Genomic DNA, 22,474 nt, shown 5'->3' with positions numbered 1-22,474 from the left:
GTGAGCCAGGCCGCCGGGCGGGGGCTACGTCATCCGGACGTTGCCGCTCTGGTCCACTGCAGCGCCGAGCCGGAGCGCCTGCCGCCGGCCGTCGGGAAAGTGGATCTGCGCGGTGATCTCGAACTCGAGGACCATCGACTGGATCGCGTCGCTGCGCAGGTGCCGGACCTGCACGTTCTTCAGCCGCGGCTCGTAGGTCTGGATGCAGTTCTTGAGCGAGCGCTGCACCAGGCCGATCGCCTCGGGGAACTCATGCAGGACCTCCGAGACCTCCATGAGGCCGTAGTCCGGGCAGGTCAGCGAGCTCCCCTGGCGGGTGTTCAGCATGTGCCCGAGGTGCGTCAGGATGGCCGACTCGAGGTCGTGATCCCGGTAGGTGTGCCGCTCCGTCGAGTGCGGGTCGGCCGCGTGCGCGATTCGGGTGAGGAGGGAGGCGCCGGCCACCGCGGGATCGTAGATCAGCTCGCCCCTCGAGCGGAAGCCCGCCCGCTCAGCGCGGGGTGAGCCAGTCGTCCTCCGCGGAGGCACCCCCGTCGGTCCAGGTCCAGACGACCTTCTGGTACGTGAACGCGACCTCCTCCTGCTCGGGCAGGCGCGATTGCCCCGGGTTCCTCACGTTGAGCATGTGGAACTGGATGCTCGAGATGTTCGCGTTCGTGAGCTGGACCGTGAAGACAGGCTTCTCGACGCCGATCGCGATCGACCTGTAGAACTGGAGCTCCCAGCGGGGGATGCCCTCGTTGTGGCTGAGGATGCTGAGGAGGAGCGGCGTGGACCGATCGAGGTCCTTCGTGACGATGAAGGGCTTGTGCATCCGCTTGCCCGTCGGGCGCCCGGTGACCGGGTCGCGCGGCCCCACCAGCGAGTGGAACACCTCGGTGACGAGGATGCTACCTTCTCGCCCCTTCTGGGTGACGGAGCCCCTGATTTCCCCTTGTCTTTCGCCGACGAGTCTGAGGTAGGCGCTGAGGGGCATGCCAACATTCTGAGCTTGCTGCGCGTGATGGCCATGCCTGATTTTGAGGAACCCCCTGATGCCCCAACGTCAGGACGACAAACGCAACCGGGCGACCCGAAGGTCGCCCGTGCGACGAGACGTCAGCAGCTAGGCGTCAGTTGCCCTGCGGCGTCTCCCAGTCGTCGTCCGCCTGACGCGCGCCGTCGCCGTCATCGAACGACCACTCGATCTTCTGGTACGTGAAGGAGACCCGCTCGTACTCCGGCCGATCCTTGGCGCCGTCCCCACCGCGCGTGTTGTCCATGTGGAAGTCGATGCTCGCGACCGTCGCGTTCGTGAGCTTGACCGTGTAGTGGTTCTGCTCCTTGCCGACGTTCTTCGATGCCGCGGTGCCCGGCGTGTAGAACTTGAGGGTCCACTCCGAGATGCTCTCGTTGTTGACCAGGGCGTTGTAGAGAAGGGGGGTCGACTTATCGAGCTCCTTCGTGATCACGAAGGGCTTGTGCTGGCGCTTCCCGCTGGGCAGCCCGGTCGCCGGGTCACGCGGGCTCACGACCTGATGCTGCACCGCGATGACTGCGATCGACTTCTCGCGACCCTTCTGGGTGACCGAGCCATCGATCGGGCCCTGGGTAACGCCCTTCAAAACGAGGTGAGCTTGCAACGCCATGATCAAATGCCTCTTCCTTCAAGAACTCGCCGCCTGGGCTCAGTCTACGCCCCATTGCGCGCTGGCAGACGGTGTGCTCCGTCGGGACTAGGAGTTCAGAGACGCAGAGATAAGACTCTTATCGTATCTCTACCCCTGTCTCTCTCAGGGAGTCCAGAAGGTAACTCCCTCTTTGGGAGCGTCAAGACTTTTGTGTCCGGGAGCCGCGCGGGTTTCTTGGCATTCGGTTCGCTTTGGGTTCGCGTTTGGTTCCTGAGCGCGCGCAATATTCCATCACGAAGCCATCGCTTCCATAAGAGGACGCGGGCGTGTCCATCGCGTTGCGGGCGTGTGGGGAACGTAACGACGCGCAGGGCCACGGCGTGATGCTGGCATGCGCGCGACCGCCGACACGGAGAACGAGGCGAGCTGGCCGGCCACGGCCGTTGGCCGGCCACGGCCGTTGGCCGGCCATGGCCGTTGGCCGGCCAGAGCGTTAGGTCGCGAACTCGCCTTGGCGACGCCTTGCATGATACGAAGAGCGCGTGAGCATCGTTCGCTTCGGCTCCGTCGTCGGCCTGGGGCTCGCCGCCGCCCTCGCGGGCTGCGGATCGTACCCAGAGCAGCCACACGGCGAGCTCCAGACACGCAAGCAGAATCCGATCCCGGTGTGTACGACCCAGCTGCCGCCTGCGAAGCGCGGGGCGGGCGGCAAGGCGGCCGTCCGCACCCTCGACCCAGACCAGTGGCTGAGCGTCGTCATTCCCGGCTACAGCGAGGAACGAGGGATCGGGCCGACCGACGTCGACTGTACCGGCCAGTACGTGTTCGCCAACGAGACCCTGCGCGGCGGCATCTCCAAGTCCGGCTGGCCCCGCAAGATCGACCCCGACGAGGTCGAGATCCGCTCCGGGCCGGAGGGGCTTCGCGCCGTGTGGGTGCGCGTCCTCAAGTTCGAGAACGGCGACGAGGGCGGCCTCGTCGCGCTCGTGCGAGCGGCCGGCGATCGCGCGGACGTCTACGGGGTCGGCAGCTTCCGCGCCCCCGCGAAGGGGACCAAGCTGTCCCCGGTGCGCCTCGGCAACGACAACCTCGTCGTTGCCGAGACGAAGGACTGCCCTGATCCCGACGACTGCCGACAACGAGCGCACTTCTACCTTGCGCGAAGGGGACGGCTGATCGAGGCGGCGTCCGTCGACCTGGAGCGGACGGCGGTGGTGCCCTCCGTCACCGAGCGCGGGCTCTACGCCCGCTACGTGCTGCGCACCGACGTCTCCTACAAACCGAACGGCATTCAGCTGCTCGAGCAGGTGCGGGTGAAGATCGTGAAGCACGACGACGGCAACCGCGACAGCGACCGCGAGCTCCGCCGCGTGGAGTTCCAGCGATTCCTCCGGGTGGAGCGGGATACGCTCTTCTCGTCGAACGATCCGCTCTGGGAGCGCGTCGTCGGACAGGACTAGAACAGCAGCCGAGGCCAGGGGGTAGGGGAGCGCGGGGGGGCGGGGGCCGCCGGACCCGCAGGACGCGCGTCTCGCCCGCGCATGGCGCGCGGATGAGGCGCGCGTGATCTGCTCGAACCTCGGCCCACCCCCCGCGCTGCCCCCACGACCCCTGGCCGCTCCAGCGAGCGGAGGGAGGCTCGCCAGCGAGGGAAGGGAGGCTCGCTGGCGAGGGGAGTCGGGAGGCCTGCCGGAGAGGGGAGGGAGGCGTACCGGAGAGGCGGCTACCAGCAGAACAGCGCGTTGCCGTAGCCGCAGTTCGGGCGCTGGAGCATCGCGTAGGCGGTGCCGACGGCGAGGCCGCTCAGGAAGCCGGTGACGCCGCCGATCGCGATCTGACCGGCGTTCTCGTGCGGCCGCGTGTCGCCGGGGGCGACGCCGCGGGCGATGGTGGTGACGACCGAGGCGGTGAGGGGGAAGGCCACATTGCCGATGAAGGCGCCAGCGTTGAAGCGGCCAGACGAGTAGCGGAACGTGTCGACCACGAAGATGCCCGTGCCCGCGCCCGTCGCGCCCCAGGAGGCGAACGCGTGCGTCGACGGGCCGCCGAACGACTCGCAGCCCGAGTCGGACACCGCCGCGTTCGTCTCGTCGATCGAGCAGCCCGGGCGCGTCGACTCGAGCGCGTTCTTGATCGGCAGGTCCACGAGCAGCGTCAGCGCGGTCATCGTCATGGCGGGCGCCATGACCGAGAAATGCCAGCGCCCCTTCCAGCCGACCGTGGCCTCGGGATCGCTGTAATAGACACGCGGCATCAGGAAAACGACGGAGCTTCCCAGCACGAGGCTCACGTCCGAGACCGTGGCCCAGTTCTTATCGCGTTGGACCGTCGTCTGCGCGGCCGCCTCGCGCGGGGCGAGGAGGCACGCGGCGACGGCCAGACAACCTGCTGCTACGACTTTCTCCCTGATTCGCATGAACGGCGCCTCGCGTTCGGCCGCGCCTCCGGCGAAGATCGGCGAGCCCAAGGCGCGGCTCGCCGCGCGAAGCCCCGCCGTTTTGGGGCGCTAGCGTTTGTTCGGATTCCCAGAGCCGGGGAAGCGGACGATGCTCCGGCCTCCCGACTCGCCGGACGACCCATAGTCCTCTGCGGCGGTCGCAGCGTACGCCCGAGAGAACTGCTCGCCAAATATTTCCCGAAAAGTCTCCTTGTCCTCCCCCGAATAGTCGCCGTGGCGGCGCTCGTAGAGCTTCCAGAGCTCCTCGTACTTGTTCGAGAACAGCCCGCCTTTCTTGCCCGCGCGCTCGAGCTTCTCCTCGAGCGTCTTCGGGGAGAGCTTGACGAGCAGCGACCTCACGCCCCCCATCACGCCGTTCAGGAGCGCGATCTGGTGGCTCATGACATCCACGAAGATCTCGTGGAGGTGCCGCGCGGCGTCCGGGCCCCCGACCGGCGTGAGCAGGACCGTGCCGAGCTCCTTCGCGTCCTGCGCGTTCGCGACCTTGTCCGTCTCGGCGGAGCGATCGCGCGCCAGCACCTCGGCCTCGAACTCCTGGTAGCCGTCGCGCAAGCTCACGAAGCACTTCAGGAAGACCTCCATCGTGTCGCGGAGCCGCCGCGCGAAGTTGACGATGCCCGCGACGTCGTCCGGGGGCTTCGCGCCGGGCGCGAGGGCGCCCGCGAGCTCGGAGAGCGCCGCGAACGCCGCGTTCGCGGGGGCCAGCTCGCCGAGCGTGCGGTAGTCCACGCCGTAGTACTGAGAGATCTTCTGAAAATCCCGCTCCGCGAGCACGCTCGGGTGCTCCTCGCCAAGCCGGCGCAAGTAGCTCTGGCGCGCATCGGGCGGGAGGCGCGCGAGGTGATCCCAGATCATCCGGTAGACCGCGGCCCACGCGGTCCGGTACGCCTCCAGGTACGGGACCACCTGACGCAGGTAGGGGTCTTCTCCGCCGGGAGCGGCGCGCTTCTGCGGGCTGATCAGCGCGGAGAGGTTGTCTCCGCCCGTGCCGAGCAGCGTGCCGTCGTTCGGGCTCTCGGACTTCAGCGGCGCCTCGATGATGGCGAGCCGGATCTGGATCGGGCCGATCGTGATCTCCGGCTGGCCGGTCACGTCCACCGAGGTGTCGCGCGCCAGCCGGTGCCCCGCGAACATCGTCCCGTTGGTGGAGCCGAGGTCGCGCACGAAGATCCGGCGATCCCGGACGTCCACCGCCGCATGGAACTGGGAGATGTAGGGCCGGTCGATGTGAAGGTCGTTCAGCTGATTCCTGCCGATCCGGACAGGGAAGCGCTCGAACGAAACGTCGAAGCTTTGGTTGGCCTGGGTGTCGGACACGCGGGCCGAGAGCGCCGCCGGCATGGGGGCAGACTAGCAGACCCGCTCCGCCGGACGGGAGTGCCTGACGTCCATCCGCACCCTGCGGCCCGCCAGTCTGCGTGCAGCCCACCCAGAGGCCACACCGAGGCCCGAGAGGGCGCCGAGGCCGACCTCCCCAGCGGCGCGCCGAGCCCGGCTCGCCCGGGCCGGTCGGTTTGTTGACCGGTTTGCCTACATGGTGCGACGTTGAACCACACACCAATGAGCCTCGTCCACAAGATCCCTCCCCTGGTCTCGGCCCTGGCGTTTGGCTACGGGGTCGGGATGGCGGCGCCCCAGTCGGCGATCACGTCGGTCCAGTCGGCGGTATCGACCTACCAGCTGGGGGCAGCGCGGGCCACGGCGCCGGTCGGGGCGCTCGCCGCGGCGCCGCCGCCGAGCGCGGCGCCGGCGCGCGGGCTCGACGGCCCGGCAGCGCCGCCGGGGGGCGAGTCGCGAGAGCTGTGGCGGCTGCGCGAGGCCGCGGGGCGCGACGCGCGGGAGGGCGCCGCGTGCGAGCTCGATCGGCCGAGCTACTCGAGGCCGCCGCGCGCGTTCTCGGCCGAAGGCAGCTACGCCGACGACGTGGACGACCTCGACTCGGCCGGCGCCGAGGCGCTCTCGAAGCTGCAGCTGCCGGACCTCCGGCTCGCCGTGTCGCGCCGCACCCTGAAGTACGTCCGCTTCTTCACGCGCACCGACCGCGGGCGGCAGATGTTCGAGACGTGGCTGAAGCGGAGCGGGCGCTACCAGGAGATGATCCAGGCCGAGCTCAGGGAACGACGGCTTCCGGAGGATCTCATCTGGGTGTCCATGATCGAGAGCGGCTTCGACCCGCGGGCGAAATCGCCGGCGGGCGCCGTCGGGCTCTGGCAGTTCATGCCCGCCACCGGCGCGGTCTACGGGCTCCAGCAGACGCGGCACCTCGACCAGCGGAAGAACCCGCGCCTCGCCACGCAGGCGGCGGCGCACCACCTGCGCGATCTCTACCTGCGCTTCGGCAGCTGGGACCTCGCGCTCGCGGCCTACAACATGGGCTACGAGCAGCTGCTCGACCGCATCGATCGCTACGGGACGTCCGACTTCAACGAGCTGGCGCGTCAGGAGGCGATCCCCTCGGAGACGGCCGCGTACGTGCCGAAGATCGGGGCGGCGGCGATCGTGGCGAACAACCTGGAGCGGTTCGGGTTCGATGAGGTCGCGGTGAGCCGGCCGATCGACGCCGCCGAGATCGCGGTGTCCCCGGGGACGCCGCTCAAGACGCTGGCGAAGGCCGCCGGCATCGGGACCTCGACGCTGCGGAAGCTGAACCCCGACATCCTGGGGGACCGCGTGCCGCCCGGACGGGGAGACTACCTCGTGATGCTCCCGCCGGACACGCTCGCTCGAGCGCAGGCCGCCCTGCCCGCGATGCTCTCCACGGAGCTGCTCTCCACGGACGACGCGTCGATCCTCGATCCGGTCGATCTGCTCGGCGGACGCGACTTCGCGCCGCGGAGGGGGAGCCGGGACGACGAGAGCCTGCTCTCGCTGCTCCCGAAGCCCGCGCGGAAGCGGACGGCGGAGACGGCGGACGCGGACGACGACGACCGGCCTGCGCTCGGCAAGCGACGCTCGATGCGCGATCCCGTGGCCACGTCCTCGCTCGACGACGGCGCGGAGGGCTCGTCCGACGACGACGCTGTCGACGTCTCGCGCGCCCCGCTGCGGACGCGCGCCGCGCGCGGGCAGTCGCGGTCCGCGCGCGAGGTGATGCTCTACCGCGTCGCGCCCGGCGATACGCTGATCGGCGTGGCGCGGCAGTTCGTCATAGACGTCGAGGACGTCGCGCGCGATAACCGTATTGAGCCGGACCAAAAGCTCCGCGTCGGCGCCCTGCTCAAGCTGCGGATACGGCCCGACATGGTGGACCGCGTCGCGGCCGGCGAGCCGCTCGCCGCGCAGGAAAAGGACGACAGCGCCCACGACGCCGCGCCGGCGCCGCGAGGCGACGCGACCCGCGGGGGGGCCAAGCCGGCCGCGCGGGAGCGCGGAGAGGCGAGCGGGGCCGAGGGCCGCGCCCCGGAGGCCGCGGAGAAGAAGCGCAAGGGGCGAGGCTGACGAGGCGCTTTCGGACGAGGGCGCGCCTCGGCTAGCATGCCGCGCATGCAGCTCGTCGACACCAAAGCCATCGTCAAGCGACTCACCAAGAACTGCACCTCTGCCCTCGAGGCGGCGATTGGCCAGTGTGTCAACGCGCGCCACTACGAGGTAACGCTCGAGCACCTGCTCCTCGCGCTGCTCGACGACGCGAACTCCGACATCGCGTTTCTCGTATCCCACTATGATCTCGACCCCTCGCACCTCCGCGCCGCGCTCCAGCGCAGCCTGGAAGAGCTGAGGAAGGGCAACGCCGGGAGGCCCGTGCTCTCGCCGACGATGCTCGAGTGGATGCAGGACGCCTATCTCGTCGGATCCATGGAGTACGGCTACCAGCGGGTCCGGAGCGGCGTGCTCTTCCAGCGCCTCGTCCAGCAGCCGACCCGGTATTCGGTGAGCAGCATCGGCGCGTATCTCGAGGGCATCTCGAAAGACGATCTCAAGAACAACCTCCCCAAGATCGTCTCCGGCTCCAAGGAGGAGGCGGAGGCCGCGGCGGCGGCGGCGGGCGCAGGCGCGCCCGGGAAGCTGCCGGCCGGGATGGCGAGCGCCGGGCCCGACTCGGCGCTGGCGAAGTTCTGCGTGGACTACACGGGGAAGGCGCGCGCGGGGCAGATCGATCCGATCTTCGGCCGCGAGCGGGAGATCCGGCAGGTCATCGATATCCTCGCGCGGCGGCGCAAGAACAACCCGATCATCGTCGGCGACGCGGGCGTCGGGAAGACGGCGCTCGTCGAGGGGCTCGCGCTGCTCATCGTCGAGAGCACGCCGGAGAATCCGAAGGTGCCGCCGCTCCTGCAGGGCGTCGACATCCTCGGGCTCGACATGGGGCTGCTCCAGGCAGGGGCCGGCGTGAAGGGCGAGTTCGAGAACCGGATGAAGCAGGTGATCGCCGAGGTGAAGGGGTCGTCGAAGCCGATCATCCTCTTCATCGACGAGGCGCACACGCTCATCGGCGCGGGCGGCCAGCAAGGCGGCGGCGACGCGGCCAACCTGCTCAAGCCGGCGCTCGCCCGCGGCGAGCTCCGGACGATCGCGGCCACGACGTGGAGCGAGTACAAGAAATACTTCGAGAAGGACGCGGCGCTGGAGCGGCGCTTCCAGCCGGTGAAGGTCGACGAGCCGAGCGAGCCGGCGGCCGTCGTCATGCTCCGGGGGCTCCGGCCGAAGTTCGAGGCGGCCCACAACGTCATCATCCAGGATGAGGCGGTGACCGCGGCCGTGCGGCTGTCGGCGCGCTACCTGACGGGCAGGCAGCTTCCGGACAAGGCGGTCGACCTGCTCGACACCTGCGCGGCCCGCGTGAAGGTCGCGCTGCAGCAGCGCCCCGCCGCGGTCGAGGACGCCGAGATCCTCATCGTGAACACCGAGACCGAGCTCAAGGCGCTCGAGCGGGATCGCGACAAGGGCGTCCAGATCGATCAAGAGCGGGTCGCGGAGCTCAAGGACAAGCTCGCCAAGGCGAAGGCCGAGCTCGAGTCGGTGCGCGCCGATTACGCGAAGGAGACGGCGGGCACGCAGCGGGTCATCGACGCCCGCAAGAAGATGGACGAGGCCAAGACGAACGAGGAGCGGGACGCCGCGCGCCGCGACGTGGTGAAGGCCCTCGACGAGCTCAAGCAGAGCCAGGGCGAGGTGCCGCTGATCCGGCCGGACGTCGACGAGGCCATGGTCGCGAGCGTGGTCGCGGCGTGGACGGGCATCCCCGTCGGCAAGATGGTCCAGGACGACGTGAAGGCGCTCCTCGAGATGGAGGACCGGCTGACCCGGCGGATCAAGGGGCAGACGCACGGCATCGTGAGCATCTCGAAGGAGCTCCGGAGCGCGCGCGCGGGCCTGAAGCCGCTGAGCACGCCGCAGGGCGTGTTCCTGCTCGTGGGGCCCAGCGGCGTCGGCAAGACGGAGACCGCGCTCGGGATCGCCGACCTCATGTTCGGCGGAGAGCGGATGATGACGGTCATCAACATGTCCGAGTTCCAGGAGAAGCACACCGTCTCCCGGCTCATCGGCTCGCCCCCCGGCTACGTCGGCTACGGCGAGGGCGGCATGCTCACCGAGGCCGTGCGCCAGCGGCCCTACACGGTGGTGCTCCTCGACGAGGTCGAGAAGGCCGACCCCGACGTGATGAACCTGTTCTACCAGGTGTTCGACAAGGGCATGCTGAGCGACGGCGAGGGGCGGCTCGTCGACTTCAAGAACACGGTCATCATCCTGACGAGCAACCTCGCGACCGACAAGATCACGAACATGACGGTCGCGGCGCGGGAAGAAGACCCGTCGCGCCGCCTCGACGCGGACGGCGAGTTCATCAAGGAGATCGTCGAGTCGATCAAGCCGACGCTCTCCGCGCACTTCAAGCCGGCGCTGCTCGCGCGCATGACGACGGTGCCGTACCTGCCGATCTCGCCCGACGCGCTCGGCGAGATCACGCGGCTCAAGCTCGACGCGCTCGTCGACCGCCTGCGCAAGAGCCAGCGGATCGAGGCGTCGTACTCGGACGCGCTCGTCGAGACGATCGCGGCGCGCTGCACCGAGGTCGACACGGGGGCGCGCAACATCGACCATATCCTCCGGGCGTCGCTCCTGCCGCTGCTCTCGGTCGCCGTCCTCGAGAAGATGGCGGAGGGGCCGCTCCCCAAGCGGCTCCAGATCGGGGTCGACGCCGAGAAGAACTTCACGATCTCGTTCTCGGACTGAAACGGACTGAATCGGACCGATCGACGCCGCTCGCGCACCGAAAGTTGTACCGGCCGCGAGACTCCGCATAAATTGGGCGGAGCATGGTCCCGTTCGCCAAGCTCCTACAGCGTTCGATGTGGATCGGGGAGCCCCGTTCGCCCTCCCCCGCAGGGGAGGGCTCGGCGCGCCAGCCGGGGCCTCGACGTCGGCCGGCGTCGCTCCTCCGCGGGGCGGCCCCGGCGAAGGTCGCGGCGGCCATCGCCGCGGCGACCTTCGCCGCCTCCCTCGGCGCCGCGCTGCCCGCCGCGCTCTCGGGCTGCACGTCCGCCGCGCCGCCGCCCGCGGCCCCCGAGCCGTGCGACGTCCAGATCGTGACGCTCTCGATCTACGCGTCCGACAACATCAACCCCAACGAGAACGGGAACCCGCGGCCCGTGGTCGTGCGGCTCTACCAGCTGAAGAGCAGCGCGCGCATGGAGAACGCGACCTACGACCAGATCCTCCTCAAGGACAAGGAGACGCTCGAGGACGACCTCGCCAAGGTCGACGAGGTCGAGGTCTTCCCGAACGACCTCGTCGAGGTGAAGTTCGAGCGCCTGCCCGACGCGAGCCACCTCGTCGGCGCCGCCCTGTTCCACAGCCCGAAGGGCAACAGCTGGAAGACCTTCTACGAGTTCCCGCTCCCGCCCGGAGAGGCGCAGTGCGGCGGCCGCGAGCCCGACGCAGGTCCGCCCGTGGCCGATCCGCGGGTCGCGTTCTTCATCGACTCGACAAAGATCGACAACGGGGTCGAGTTCGACGAGTCGATGTTCCCCAACGCGAGCGCCGTTCGCCGGCTCAGCCTGCCGAAGAAGGTGGCCGCGCCAGAGGCGCCCGCTCGCCCGGGGAAGTGATCGCCGTGGCGCGCGCAGGTCGTCCTCCCAGCGGCAGTCCACGCGGCGTGCGCGACGTGACCGCGCGGCCGCCGGCGACGACGAGCGGTCCGATGCGCGCAGCGCAGCGTCGGCGCCCCCTGCGCCTGACCCGCTTTCGCGACGCCGCGCACGGCACATCTGATAAGACTGGACGGGCGACATGATTCACCCGCGCAAGCCGGTCTGGACCGAGGGGCTCTTCATGACCCCTCAGCACCTGCAGCAAACGGACGCCTACCACGAGACGCTGCTCCATGCGCGCCTCCATGCCGTCGTGGGCTACGACTGGGGCATCACGTCCGCCCAGTTCGATGAGCGCGCGCTCTCCGCCGGGCAGTTCAAGGTCGTCAAATGCCACGGCGTCTTCCCCGACGGCACGCCGTTCTTCATCGGCGATCGCGGCGAAGATCAGGTCGAGGCGCGGCCGCTCGAGGGCGCCTTCCCGGCCGCGTTGAAGACGCTCGACGTCTTCCTCGGCATCCCGAACCTGCGCGAGACCGCCGCGAACATCAGCCTGGACCCGGCGAAGGCGGGCCCCGCCCAGCGGTTCGTGGCCGCCCAGACGACGGTCCCGGACGTGAACTCCGGCCGCAACGAGCAGTCGGTCACCTGGGCCCGCACCAACCTGCGGCTCCTCTTCGGCACCGAGCCGCGCGACGCGTACCAGACCGTGCGCATCGCGCAGCTCGTCCGCGACAGCTCCGGCGCGATCGCCCTGCGGAAGAGCTTCATCCCGTCGGTCCTTCGCATCAACACGTCGGACCACATCATGTCCGGCCTCCGCCGCGTGCTCTCGGCGCTCGTCGGCAAGCAGAAGTCGCTCGTCGAGGGGCGGCGCATGCGCAACGCGGCGTCGGTCGACTTCCAGGCCTCCGATCTCACCAAGTTCTGGCTGCTCCACACCCTGAACTCGTACATCCCGATCGTGTCGCACCTCGTCGACCACGGCGGCGCGCACCCGGAGCAGTGTTATGTCGTCCTCGGCTCGCTCATCGGAGAGCTCTGCACCTTTGCGGCCACCGACAGCGATCCGACGACGATCCCCAAGTTCAACTACCTCGAGCTCGATGGCGTCCTCGACCCGATGTTCGACCGGGCCTGGAAGCTCATCAACGAGGTTGTCACGGAGCAGTTCGTCATCGTGCCGCTCGAGAAGCGCGAGGACGGCATGTACCTCGGCAGGTTCGAGGACCCGAAGCTGCCCCGCAGCCACGAGATGTTCCTCGAGGCGAAGGGCACGGACGAGGCCACGCTGCGCGAGCGGCTCCCGCGCCTGCTCAAGATCGGCTCGTGGACGCAGATCGGCCACATCCTGCACTCCGCGACGCCCGGCGTGAACGTCGCCATCGAGTACCGGCCGCCGGGCGCCATCCCGGTCAAGCCGGGGCTCGTCTACCTCCGCGTCAACCAGAACGGCGATTACTGGAACGATATCCTCGGCTCTGGCACGATCGCCATCTACCAGCCGATCGAACCGCAAAAGGTCGATCTCCGGCTGATCGCCGTGCCGGCAGGAAAGTGAACGTGTCAGGCCGCCCCTTCCGGGTGAGGAGCCCATGAGCCTCTCGCAGACGATGTACTTTGTGTGCTCCGACGTGCTCTCGCTGATCCTGCAGCTCAGGAACTCGCGCGACCTCCCGGCGCCCGACATCCTCCAGCGGCGCGTCCTCGGCCTGTTCGACACGATGATGCAGAACGGCCGTGAGGCCCGCATCCCCGAGCAGGACATGATCGACGCGAAGTTCGCGCTCGCGGCCTTCGCCGACGAGGTGATCTTCAACTCGAACTGGCCGGGGAGGACGCAGTGGCTCCAGAACCCGCTGCAGTTCCAGTTCTTCCAGCTGAACACGGCCGGCGACGGGTTCTTCACGAACCTCGACAACCTCTACGGCCAGCGCGGAAGGAACCACGTCGCGCAAATCTACTTCCTCTGCTTGGCCCTCGGCTTCCAGGGGAAATATCGTCTGCGCCAGCAGGAGGGCCTCGGCGCCGTCATCGAGGGCGTGGGCAACCACGTCGCTGTCGCCGAGGGCGGCGGTGAGGCCCTCGCGCCGAACGCGGAGCGCAAGGACGGCGGGGCGAACGCGGTGCGCCGCGAGCTGCCCTTCCTGGCCATCGCGCTCGGGCTGCTCGTGCTGGCCGTCCTCGTGGTCATCGTGCTCCGGCTCGTCGTGGCCTCGGACGCGGAGGGCGTGGCCGACCAGATCAAGAAGCTGATCAGCACGGGGACCTAGGCGACTCCGCCGTCCTCTGCTGTTCCCGAGGGAGACTTCCGATGTGGCTGTGGATCCTGAGCGCCCTGTTCCTCACCGCCGTGTGGGGAGTGTGGTTCATGCTGCGCACGGCGGCAGGGGAGGGGGCCGAGGCGTTCCCGATCGAGATCCCGCTCGTGGCGACGGCGGTCGTCCTCGCCCTGCTCGTCGGGCTGGCGGTCTATCGGCGCATCCGCGCGGCGCGCGCCGCGCGGGCGCTCGAGAAGGCGATCGCGCAGCAGGCGCAGGAGCAGGTGATCAACGCGAAGCCGGAGCGGCGCGCGGAGATCCAGGAGCTCAACCGGCAGATGCAGGAGGGCATCGCCGCGCTCAAGGCCTCGAAGCTCGGCGGGGGCAAGCGGGGCGCCGACGCGCTCTACGTCCTCCCCTGGTACGTGATGGTCGGCCCGCCCGGGGCAGGCAAGACCACCGCCCTCCGGCACTCCGGGCTCGTGTTCCCGTACATCGACCCCGAGCGCACCGGCGTGCGCGGCGTCGGCGGCACCAGGAACTGCGAGTGGTGGTTCACGAACGAGGCGATCCTCCTCGACACCGCCGGCCGGTACACGACCGAGAGCGACGACCACGACGAGTGGATGGCGTTCCTCGAGACCCTGCTGCAGCACCGCGAGCAGAAGCCGCTGAACGGCGTCATCGTCGCGGTGAGCCTGAGCGAGCTGCTCGACGCGAGCGACGAGCAGATCGATCAGACCGGCAAGAAGATCCGCGCGCGCATCGACGAGATGCAGCAGACGCTGCACATGGTCCTGCCGGTCTACGTGCTCTTCACGAAGAGCGACCTGGTGGCGGGCTTCACCGAGTACTTCGGCGACCTGAAGAAGAGCGAGCGCGCCCAGGCGTGGGGCGCCACCGTGCGGCTCGACGAGAACAAGGACGAGCCCGGGAAGATCTTCGACCGCGAGTTCGACGTGCTCGTCGAGAAGCTCCACGCGCGCCTCACGAAGCGGCTCATCAGCGAGCGCAACCGCGAGGTGAAGGAGAAGAGCTACCAGTTCCCGCTCGAGTTCGCGGCGGTGAAGCGCAACCTGTCCGACTTCATCGCGGCGGCGTTCGCGCCCAAGGCGGGCGCGGCGCCCACGCCGGTCCTGCGCGGGTTCTACTTCACGAGCGGCGTCCAGGAGGGGCGGCCGCTCGACCGCGTGGTCGGGGCGATGGGGCGCGCGTTCGGGCTCCGCGCGGGGCTCGGCGAGGGCGAGGAGGACGCGGCGGCCCCGAAGGAGTCGAAGAGCTTCTTCCTGCACGACGTCTTCACCAACGTCGTCTTCCCGGATCAGGACCTCGCCGCGCGCTCCGAGGCGGAGCTCCGGCGGCGGCGGATGCAGCGGATCCTGGTGGCCGCGGCCGCGGCGCTCGTGGCGCTCCTGTTCCTCCTGCCGGCGGTGATCTCGTACTTCAACAACAAGGCGCTCGTCGCCGAGACCCGGCGCATCTCGGACGAGATCGCGTTCGTGGACTGGTCGGGGCGGAGCGGCACGCCGCCGAACGTGCGCGCGAACATCGACAAGCTCGATCGGCTGCAGGAGCACGTGGGGCGGCTCGACGGTTACGTCGAGAACACGCCGATCGAGTACGGCTGGTTCATGTTCCAGGGGGACAAGCTGTTCCCGCCGACGATGGGCCAGTACATCACGAGCCTGAAGCAGGGCTTCGTCAGCCCTGCGAAGGCGCAGCTCGAGGCGAAGCTCGAGAAGGTGCGCGAGGGGGAGTTCCTGGACGGCTACAACGCCCTGCGGAGCTACCTCCTGCTCGGCAAGGAGTACCAGGGCCACATGGATGAGCAGGCGGCGCGGTGGCAGACCGGGCGGCTCGTCCAGGTCTGGGCCGACACCCTGAAGCCGTTCACCGATCTGCCCGAGAGCGAGCTCAAGGAGCGGCTCACGCCGCACGTCGCGTACTACATCGATCTCGTGCGGCGGAAGAAGCTCGAGGCCGAGGAGCTGAACGAGCCGCTCATCGCCCGGGCGCGCGCCGACCTGCTGCGGGTCGACCCGACGAAGCGCTACTACGATCAGTTTGTAACGAGCCTGATCGATCAGAAGTACGACGAGTCGGGGCCGAACACGCCGGAGAACCTGAAGTACCCGCCGGTGTCGCTCAACGAGATGTTCGCGGATCGGCCCGAGGTGCTGACCGTCGTCCACAGCGCGCAGAAGAACCGGGGCGGGACGTGGTTCGAGGTGCAGGGGCCCTACACGGCCAAGGGGCACGCGCAGGTGCTCGAGTCGCTGAAGGAGGGGAGGAAGAAGCTCGAGCGCGAGCTCTGGGTGCTCCCCCTGTCGAGCGACGAGAAGCGGCAGGGCGACCAGATCCAGAAGGAGCTCGACCGCGTCCGGCAGGACTACGACAACGCGTACATCGCGCAGTGGGAGGCGTTCTTCCGCGACATCCAGGTCGACGTCCCGAAGACGAACCGGGACGCGATCCACGAGTTCAGGGTGCTCTCCACGCCCGACTGGCCCTACCGGCGGCTGCTCCAGCGGCTCTCGGACGAGACGCAGTTCGGGAAGGACGAGAAGCCGAGCCTGCTGACGGCGGACGGCGGCCTGCTCGACAGGGCCAAGGACATGATCGCGCAGAAGGTCGACCAGCGGACGGGCGTGCGGATCGACTCGATGCTCACGGGGAACCAGCGCGAGCACTACGATCCGGTGCCTGACAAGTTCGAGTCGATGGCCAGCTTCGGGGTGCCCCAGCCGCCGGCGGGCGAAGGGCAGCCCCCGCCGCCCCCGCCCAAGCTCGGCCAGTACGTGGGCCACCTCGAGCGGCTGGCAGGGGAGATGAGCGTCGTCGAGGACGGGCCGCCGGACGCGGACACCTCGAAGGCCACGGAGGCGTTCCAGGACGCGGTGAAGGAGACCCAGGGGCTGCTGCTCTCGATGGACCAGAACGGGCAGCGGCTGATGGAGCCGCTCCTCATGAACCCCCTCCGGCAGGCGTACAAGGCCGTCGTGCGGCGCGCAGGCGGCGCGGCGAGCGGGATCTGGGAGGTCGAGGTCTGGCCGCACTACCGCGACAAGATCAAGGACCGCTACCCGTTCAACCTCGCGTCGTCACGCGACGCCTCGCTCGAGGACGCGATGGCCTTCTTCAAGCCGAAGGACGGGGTGCTCTGGGGCTTCTACGAGACGTACCTCAAGGGCTTCCACTACCAGGTCGGGCACGAGTTCTTCCCGAAGGCGCACCTGTCGGGGCAGCCGCAGGCGGCGAAGCCGTTCACGCCGTTCAGCGCGAACCTGTACAACTGCCTGAGGCGCTCGAACGAGATCTCCGACGCGCTCTTCGGGAGCAGCGGCGGGGCGGATCCGAAGGTCGTCTTCCACATCAACATGAAGACGGTCAGCCCGATCGTGAGCGAGGTGGTCTTCGAGGTCGACGGCCAGAAGAGACTCTATCGCAACGAGAAAGAGTTCTGGCACACCTTCAACTGGCCGGGCGAAGGCGCGAAGGGGGCGAGGATCCAGGTGCGCGGCGCGGGGGGGCTCGACGAGGAGCTCGTGCGCGAAGGGCCGTGGGGGATCTTCCGGCTCTTCGAGGCCGGGACGACCACCGCCCAGAAGGACAACGACGAGCTGTTCACGGTGACCTGGCAGATGACGGCGCCGCCGGTGACCGTGACCATGGAGATCAGGCCGACCCGGGGGAACCACCCGTTTCCGACGAGCTTCTTCCGGGCGACCAACTGCCCTGCCAGCATCGGGGATCGCTTCGGCAAAGGGTGATCTAGGCAGCAACGGAGCCAGCGGGGGAGGGGGCGTCGTGCGGGGGGCCGGCGGGGGCCCCTCCCGCGAACTCGCGCCTTTTGGGGGGCCGTTGCCGTGAGAACGGGGGGGACGAGACCGTGCGCGACCGGCTCCGGGGCGGGCCGGCGCTCGGGTTCGCGGGGCCCTACCCCGCCGGCCCCCCACACGACACCCCCTCCCCCGCTGGCTCTTTGTGAAAAGGGGGGGAGAGGGGGGCGAGGGGGCGTGGAACCTTTGACGTGGTTCGGGGGGCGCTCGCACGTTCCTGGCGCAACCGGGAAGGTGGTAGCGCTCGGTGAGCGGTTCGTGGTTCACTCCCAGCAGTCATGTTCTGGCGCCGCAAGAAGGGCCCTGCCGCTCCGCCGCAGATCGGCTGCTTCGGCAAGCTGCCCGCCACGGGCGATTTCATCCGGCTGAACGCAGGTGGAGAAGAGCTCGCGGCCTTCGACCGCTGGCTGGGCGCGTCCATCGATTTCGCCCGGCGCGCCATGGGCGCCCATTTCGATGCGCACTACCAGACGGCCCTGGGCCTCTTCGTCTTCCACGGCGAACCGAAAGGCGACGAGCCGCCCACCCGCGGGCTCGTGGGCGCCTGGGCCGCCAGCGGCGATAACGCCGGGCGGCTCTACCCGATGGTGGTGTTCGGGTCCTACGATTACGATCAACTCGTCTCCGCCGGGCCGTCGCTCCCCATCGCCCTGTTCCCCCTCCTCGCCGCCGCCCACGACGCCGCGACAAACGGCAGGACCCTGCCCGTCGACGCCTTCCTCCACCGCGTCTCCCAGATCACGCCGCCGTCGCTCGACGACCCCGAATCGGCCCAGGCCGCCTACCGCGCATGGCTGAAGACCCACCCGATGAAGGCGCTCTGGGACGCCGGCTTCGGCACCGACGCGAGCCGCTTCTGGGTGCTGCAGAACATCCTCGACTCGGTGATCCCCTTCCGCGGTCAGGAGCTCCCGAGGACAGGGCTCGCCCTCAGGCTGCCGCTCGGCGCAGGAGACGCCTACGCCGCCGCCGTGTGGATGGACATGACCCGCCGCCTGTCGAAATGGGGACGAACGCTGATGAACGCGTTCTGGACACCCCAGCGGACCCTGCTCCTCCACCTCGGTACCCCCCACGTGGGCTCGTTCCGCGAGATGATCGCGCCCACCACCCAGGCCGAGCACATCGCCGACCTCTGCGGACCCCCACGCGTCGAGGAGCACGTTTCCCGACATGCGCTCGGGCCAGAGCTCGACGCGCTCGTCGCCCGGACCGACCTGTCGCTCGACAGCTTCCTGGAATCCCTCGGCTGAGCCGATGCCCGCACCGAAGGCACCCGCTCCACCCGGCGCGCGGCCGCTCCGGTGCGCCGCGCAGCTCACTGCCGAAGTCGCCGTGCAGCCGTCGCGCGGTCGTCGTGCAGCCGTCGTGCAGTCTTCGTCTGATTCGCCGTCCACACCCAGGACGCCTTGATATCCTGCGCGCCCCATGGCCGCTGAAGACGCCATCCAACAATCCAAAGAGCGGATCGAGGCGCTGTACGCGCCCATCAACGGCGGCGTCGGCGCCGACGTCACCTACGACGAGGCGTTCGAGGGCCTCAAGAACGAGGTCGACAAGCTGCAGTCGCTCGCGGGCGGCAAGGTCGACTGGGGGCGCATCGCGAGCGTCGCCGATGAGCTCCTGAGCGAGAAGTCCAAGGACTTCCGCGTCGCGCTCTACTACGCGGCGGCGAAGTCGCAGATCGACAAGCTGCCCGGCCTGCTCGACGGGATCGTGCTCGTGCAAGAGCTGAACAACGCGTTCTGGGACACGATGTATCCCGCGATCAAGCGGCCCAAGGCGCGCGGCAACCTGTGCTCCTGGTTCGGAGACATCGCGGCAGGGACGCTCACCGGCATCACCGTCTCCGCCGCGGACCGCGACGTGGTGAACGCGATCGACCAGGTGAGCCGCGCCCTGGACGTCGACCTCGCCGACAAGCTCGGCGACGCCTACGGAGGGCTTGGCCCGCTCCGGAACGCGATGCGCAGCCTCGTCGCGAGCCTGCCCGCTGAGGCGCCGCCTCCGCCGCCTCCACCTCCACCTCCGCCGCCTCCTCCTCCGCGGGTCGAGCCGCCGAAGGCCGAGGCACCGCCGGCGGCCACGGTTGCGGCCGCCGCGCCGCCGCCGGCGCCCGCGCCCGTCGCCGCCGCGGGCGATCCGGCGCTCAGCCTCGAGGCGATCGTCGACGAAGACTCCGCGCTCGCCGCCCTCGGCAAGTGCTCGCCCCTGATGGCGCGCGCGGGCGACGCGCTGCGGGCGGCGGATCCGAAGCGGGCGTCCGCGTACCGCATCCTCCGGGTCGGGCTCTGGGTCGACCTCCTCGACGATCCGGGCGCGTCGTCTCCGACCGGCAGCACGGCGATCCCGCCGCCGCCCGAGCACGTGCTGCAGACGCTCCCAGCGCTCACGACCCAGGGGGCGTTCGCCGATCTGCTGCAGGTCGCCGACGAGTACGCGCAGAGCTATCCCCTCTGGCTCGATCCGCACAGGTACGTCGCGAACGCGCTCGAGCAGCTCGGCGACGACTACGCCGACGCCAAGCGGGCGGTGCTCGTCGAGGTGGGCGCCCTGCTGCTCCGGGCGCCGCTCCTGCCGACCCTCAAGTTCAGCGACGGCACGCCGTTCGCCGACGGCGAGACGCAGGCCTGGCTCTCGTCCGAGGTCGCGGCCGCGCTCGGCGGCTCGGGTGCGAGCGGCGCCGCAGCCCCGGCGAGGCCGCGGAGCTACCTCGACAAGCCGCTCTCCGACGCCCGAGGGCTCGTCGCGAACCAGCAGCCCATCGACGCGATGGCGCTCCTCGAGAAGGCCGCCGCCGCGGCTCCGACGGCGCTGGACCGCTTCCGCGTGAGGCTCGCGATGGCCCAGATCAACATCGAGCTGTCCCAGTTCCTCGTGGCGCGGGCGCAGCTCGAGGCGCTGGAGCACCTCGTCGACCACCACCGACTCACCACCTGGCAGCCAGATCTCTGCGCGGAGCTCTACGCCGCGCTCCACACGTGCTACCGGGTCCTGAACCAGGGCTACGAGGCCACCCCCGAGGCCAAGGCGAAGGAGACGCTCTGCTTCGAGCGCGTCTGCCAGCTCGACGCGGCGCTCGCCTTGAAGATGTCGCTGGGGGAGTGAGCCGGATGCCGGGGGGCAGGGGGGCAGCGTGGCAGCGTGGCAGCGTGGCAAAGACGGGGATGCGCGTCGCGCCGAGAAGCTTGCCCGAGGGGCGGGGGTTTTGTTCTATGCTCGTTCGGCCTGCGGGCGCTCCGCCCGCTGCTGACGGGGAAAGGAGCCTGCGATGAAAGAGGGATCGGTCGCGCCGAAAGAGCGCGTGAACATCACGTACAAGCCGGCCACCGGGAACGCGAAGGAGGACGTCGAGCTGCCGCTGAAGCTCCTGATGCTCGGCGACTACACGCAGCGGCCGGATCCGCGGCCCCTCGAGGACCGCAAGCCCATCAACGTGGACAAGGACAACTTCCAGAAGGTCATGAGCGAGCAGAAGCTCGCGCTCACCTTCAACGTGAAGGACGTCCTGTCCGAGCAGGAGAACAGCGAGCTCACGGTCAACCTCAAGTTCCGCCGCCTGAGCGACATGGAGCCCGAGGCGATCGCGAACCAGGTGCCGGAGCTCAAGAAGCTGCTCGATCTGCGCGCCGCGCTGACGGCCCTCAAGGGCCCGCTCGGAAACGAGAAGGCGTTCCGCAACAAGATTCAGCAGATCCTGAGCGACCCGGCTCAGCGCAACAAGATCGTGAGCGAGCTCGGGCTCGACAAGGAAGGGGAGTAAGCGATGGCGACGGAGACACAGGCCGCGGGGAGCGCGGGCGTCCAGACCCTCGAGGGGGGGTCGCTGCTCGACGAGATCCTCGCCGAGACGAAGATGACGCCCGGCGACGAGGGGTACGAGATCGCCAAGCGGGGCGTGCAGGCCTTCATCTCGGAGCTCGTCGCCCCGCGGCGCGAGGGCGAGAAGGTCGACAAGGCCTTCGTCGACGCGCTGATCGCGGAGATCGACGTCAAGCTGTCGCGGCAGATCGACGAGATCCTCCACAACCCGAGCTTCCAGAAGCTCGAGTCCGCGTGGCGCGGCCTCAAGTTCGTCATCGACCGGTGTGACTTCCGCGAGAACGTCAAGGTCGAGATGCTCAACTGCTCCAAGGAGGACCTCCTCGCCGATTTCGAGGACGCCCCCGAGGTGCCGAAGAGCGGGCTCTACAAGATCGTCTACTCGGCCGAGTTCGGGCAGTTCGGCGGCAAGCCGGTCGGCGCGATCATCGCGAACTACGAGTTCGGCCCGGGCCCCCAGGACATCGCGCTCCTCCAGAAGTGCGCAGCGGTCGCGACGATGTCGCACGCGCCCTTCATCGCGGCGGCAGGGCCGCAGTTCTTCGGCCTGAAGGACTTCCAGGGGCTGCCCAACCTGAAGGACCTCAAGGCGCTCTTCGAGGGGCCGCAGTACACGAAGTGGAACGCGTTCCGCGAGACCGAGGACGCGCGCTACGTCGGGCTCGTGATGCCGCGCTTCCTGCTCCGCCTGCCCTTCGGCGCCAACACCGTCCCGGTGAAGGCGTTCAACTACGAGGAGGACGTGGTCGGCAAGCACGACGCGTACTGCTGGGGCAACGCGACGTACGCCTTCGCCACCCGCCTCGCCGACAGCTTCGCCAAGTACCGCTGGTGTCCGAACATCATCGGCCCCCAGGCGGGCGGCTCCGTGGAGAACCTGCCGCTCCACCAGTACGAGGCGATGGGCGAGATCCAGACGAAGGTGCCGACCGAGATCATGCTCACCGAGCGGCGCGAGTTCGAGCTCTCCGAGGAGGGCTTCATCGGGCTCACGTTCCGCAAGGACTCGGACAACGCCTGCTTCTTCTCGGCCAACTCCGCCCAGAAGGCGAAGTTCTTCGGGCAGAGCGACGAGGGCAGGGCGGCCGAGATGAACTACCGGCTCGGCACGCAGCTGCCGTACATGTTCATCATGTGCCGCATCGCGCACTACCTGAAGGTGCTGCAGCGCGAGCAGATCGGTACGTGGAAGGAGCGCGGCGATCTCGAGAAGGAGCTCAACGACTGGATCGGCCAGTACGTCGCCGATCAGGACGTCGTCTCCGCGGCGACCCGCGGGCGCAGGCCGCTCCGCAAGGCGCGCATCATCGTGACCGAGGTGCCGGGGAACGCCGGCTGGTACAAGGTCGACATGCAGGTGCGCCCGCACTTCAAGTACATGGGCGCCTTCTTCACGCTGAGCCTCGTCGGCAAGCTCGACAAGGAGTGATCCGCCGGCCACGGCACCGCCGCC

At 69.2% G+C, this 22,474-nt stretch carries 16 protein-coding genes; 11 read left to right on the top strand and 5 right to left on the bottom strand.

The annotated features are described in order from the left end of the window. Window positions 1-24: 24 nt before the first annotated feature. The 3 genes from tssE to WME97_RS27100 form a co-directional block, all read right to left on the bottom strand. Window positions 25-444 carry a type VI secretion system baseplate subunit TssE gene (tssE, locus tag WME97_RS27110; protein WP_437541436.1) on the bottom strand — a complete coding sequence of 140 codons (420 nt, stop codon included), beginning with the start codon at window positions 442-444 and terminating at the stop codon, window positions 25-27. A 46-nt stretch (window positions 445-490) separates the two neighbouring features. Next, window positions 491-976: a type VI secretion system tube protein TssD gene (tssD, locus tag WME97_RS27105; protein ID WP_437541434.1), complete on the bottom strand. Its 486-nt coding sequence runs from the start codon at window positions 974-976 to the stop codon at window positions 491-493. A gap of 136 nt (window positions 977-1,112) precedes the next feature. After that, on the bottom strand, window positions 1,113-1,628 hold the full coding sequence (locus tag WME97_RS27100) for an Hcp family type VI secretion system effector (protein WP_437541433.1): 516 nt from the start codon (window positions 1,626-1,628) through the stop codon (window positions 1,113-1,115). 524 nt (window positions 1,629-2,152) lie between these two features. Between WME97_RS27100 and WME97_RS27095 the strand changes: the two genes are divergently transcribed. After that, window positions 2,153-3,070 (top strand): hypothetical protein, encoded by a 918-nt coding sequence (locus WME97_RS27095; protein ID WP_437541431.1) that lies wholly within the window; start codon window positions 2,153-2,155, stop codon window positions 3,068-3,070. Window positions 3,071-3,333: 263 nt separating this feature from the next. Here the strand turns inward: WME97_RS27095 and WME97_RS27090 are convergent, their stop codons facing one another. After that, entirely contained in the window at window positions 3,334-4,026 is a 693-nt protein-coding gene (locus WME97_RS27090) for a hypothetical protein (RefSeq protein WP_437541430.1), read from the bottom strand. A gap of 90 nt (window positions 4,027-4,116) precedes the next feature. Continuing rightward, window positions 4,117-5,409 (bottom strand): type VI secretion system-associated FHA domain protein, encoded by a 1,293-nt coding sequence (locus WME97_RS27085; RefSeq protein ID WP_437541428.1) that lies wholly within the window; start codon window positions 5,407-5,409, stop codon window positions 4,117-4,119. Window positions 5,410-5,613: 204 nt separating this feature from the next. Between WME97_RS27085 and WME97_RS27080 the strand changes: the two genes are divergently transcribed. The 10 genes from WME97_RS27080 to tssC all read left to right on the top strand — a co-directional run bounded on the left by WME97_RS27080 (window position 5,614) and on the right by tssC (window position 22,450). After that, the gene (locus tag WME97_RS27080; RefSeq protein WP_437541426.1) at window positions 5,614-7,506 is read left to right on the top strand and encodes a transglycosylase SLT domain-containing protein; all 1,893 of its coding nucleotides are present in this window, start codon (window positions 5,614-5,616) and stop codon (window positions 7,504-7,506) included. A 36-nt stretch (window positions 7,507-7,542) separates the two neighbouring features. Continuing rightward, the gene (gene tssH / locus WME97_RS27075) at window positions 7,543-10,242 is read left to right on the top strand and encodes a type VI secretion system ATPase TssH (RefSeq protein WP_437541423.1); all 2,700 of its coding nucleotides are present in this window, start codon (window positions 7,543-7,545) and stop codon (window positions 10,240-10,242) included. A 116-nt stretch (window positions 10,243-10,358) separates the two neighbouring features. Beyond that, complete coding sequence (gene tssJ, locus WME97_RS27070) at window positions 10,359-11,117, top strand: type VI secretion system lipoprotein TssJ (RefSeq protein WP_437541421.1); 759 nt, start codon at window positions 10,359-10,361, stop codon at window positions 11,115-11,117. 181 nt (window positions 11,118-11,298) lie between these two features. Next, on the top strand, window positions 11,299-12,660 hold the full coding sequence (gene tssK / locus WME97_RS27065; RefSeq protein ID WP_437541419.1) for a type VI secretion system baseplate subunit TssK: 1,362 nt from the start codon (window positions 11,299-11,301) through the stop codon (window positions 12,658-12,660). A gap of 34 nt (window positions 12,661-12,694) precedes the next feature. Then, window positions 12,695-13,372 carry a DotU family type IV/VI secretion system protein gene (locus tag WME97_RS27060; RefSeq protein ID WP_437541416.1) on the top strand — a complete coding sequence of 226 codons (678 nt, stop codon included), beginning with the start codon at window positions 12,695-12,697 and terminating at the stop codon, window positions 13,370-13,372. A 41-nt stretch (window positions 13,373-13,413) separates the two neighbouring features. Further along, window positions 13,414-17,130, top strand: a complete 3,717-nt coding sequence (tssM, locus tag WME97_RS27055) for a type VI secretion system membrane subunit TssM (protein ID WP_437541414.1) — start codon at window positions 13,414-13,416, stop codon at window positions 17,128-17,130. Between the two features lie 347 nt (window positions 17,131-17,477). Continuing rightward, the gene (gene tagF, locus WME97_RS27050) at window positions 17,478-18,452 is read left to right on the top strand and encodes a type VI secretion system-associated protein TagF (RefSeq protein WP_437541412.1); all 975 of its coding nucleotides are present in this window, start codon (window positions 17,478-17,480) and stop codon (window positions 18,450-18,452) included. 175 nt (window positions 18,453-18,627) lie between these two features. Continuing rightward, window positions 18,628-20,307 (top strand): type VI secretion system protein TssA, encoded by a 1,680-nt coding sequence (gene tssA, locus WME97_RS27045; protein ID WP_437541409.1) that lies wholly within the window; start codon window positions 18,628-18,630, stop codon window positions 20,305-20,307. 163 nt (window positions 20,308-20,470) lie between these two features. Next, the gene (gene tssB / locus WME97_RS27040) at window positions 20,471-20,962 is read left to right on the top strand and encodes a type VI secretion system contractile sheath small subunit (RefSeq protein WP_012237614.1); all 492 of its coding nucleotides are present in this window, start codon (window positions 20,471-20,473) and stop codon (window positions 20,960-20,962) included. Between the two features lie 3 nt (window positions 20,963-20,965). Continuing rightward, entirely contained in the window at window positions 20,966-22,450 is a 1,485-nt protein-coding gene (gene tssC / locus WME97_RS27035) for a type VI secretion system contractile sheath large subunit (protein ID WP_437541406.1), read from the top strand. Window positions 22,451-22,474: the final 24 nt, after the last annotated feature.

It is taken from the genome of Sorangium sp. So ce367, from assembly GCF_051520455.1.
GTDB classification, from domain to species: domain Bacteria; phylum Myxococcota_A; class Polyangia; order Polyangiales; family Polyangiaceae; genus Sorangium; species Sorangium cellulosum_B.
Note: the sequence above shows the minus strand (reverse complement) of the source record. Positions and strands in the feature narration are given on the sequence as shown.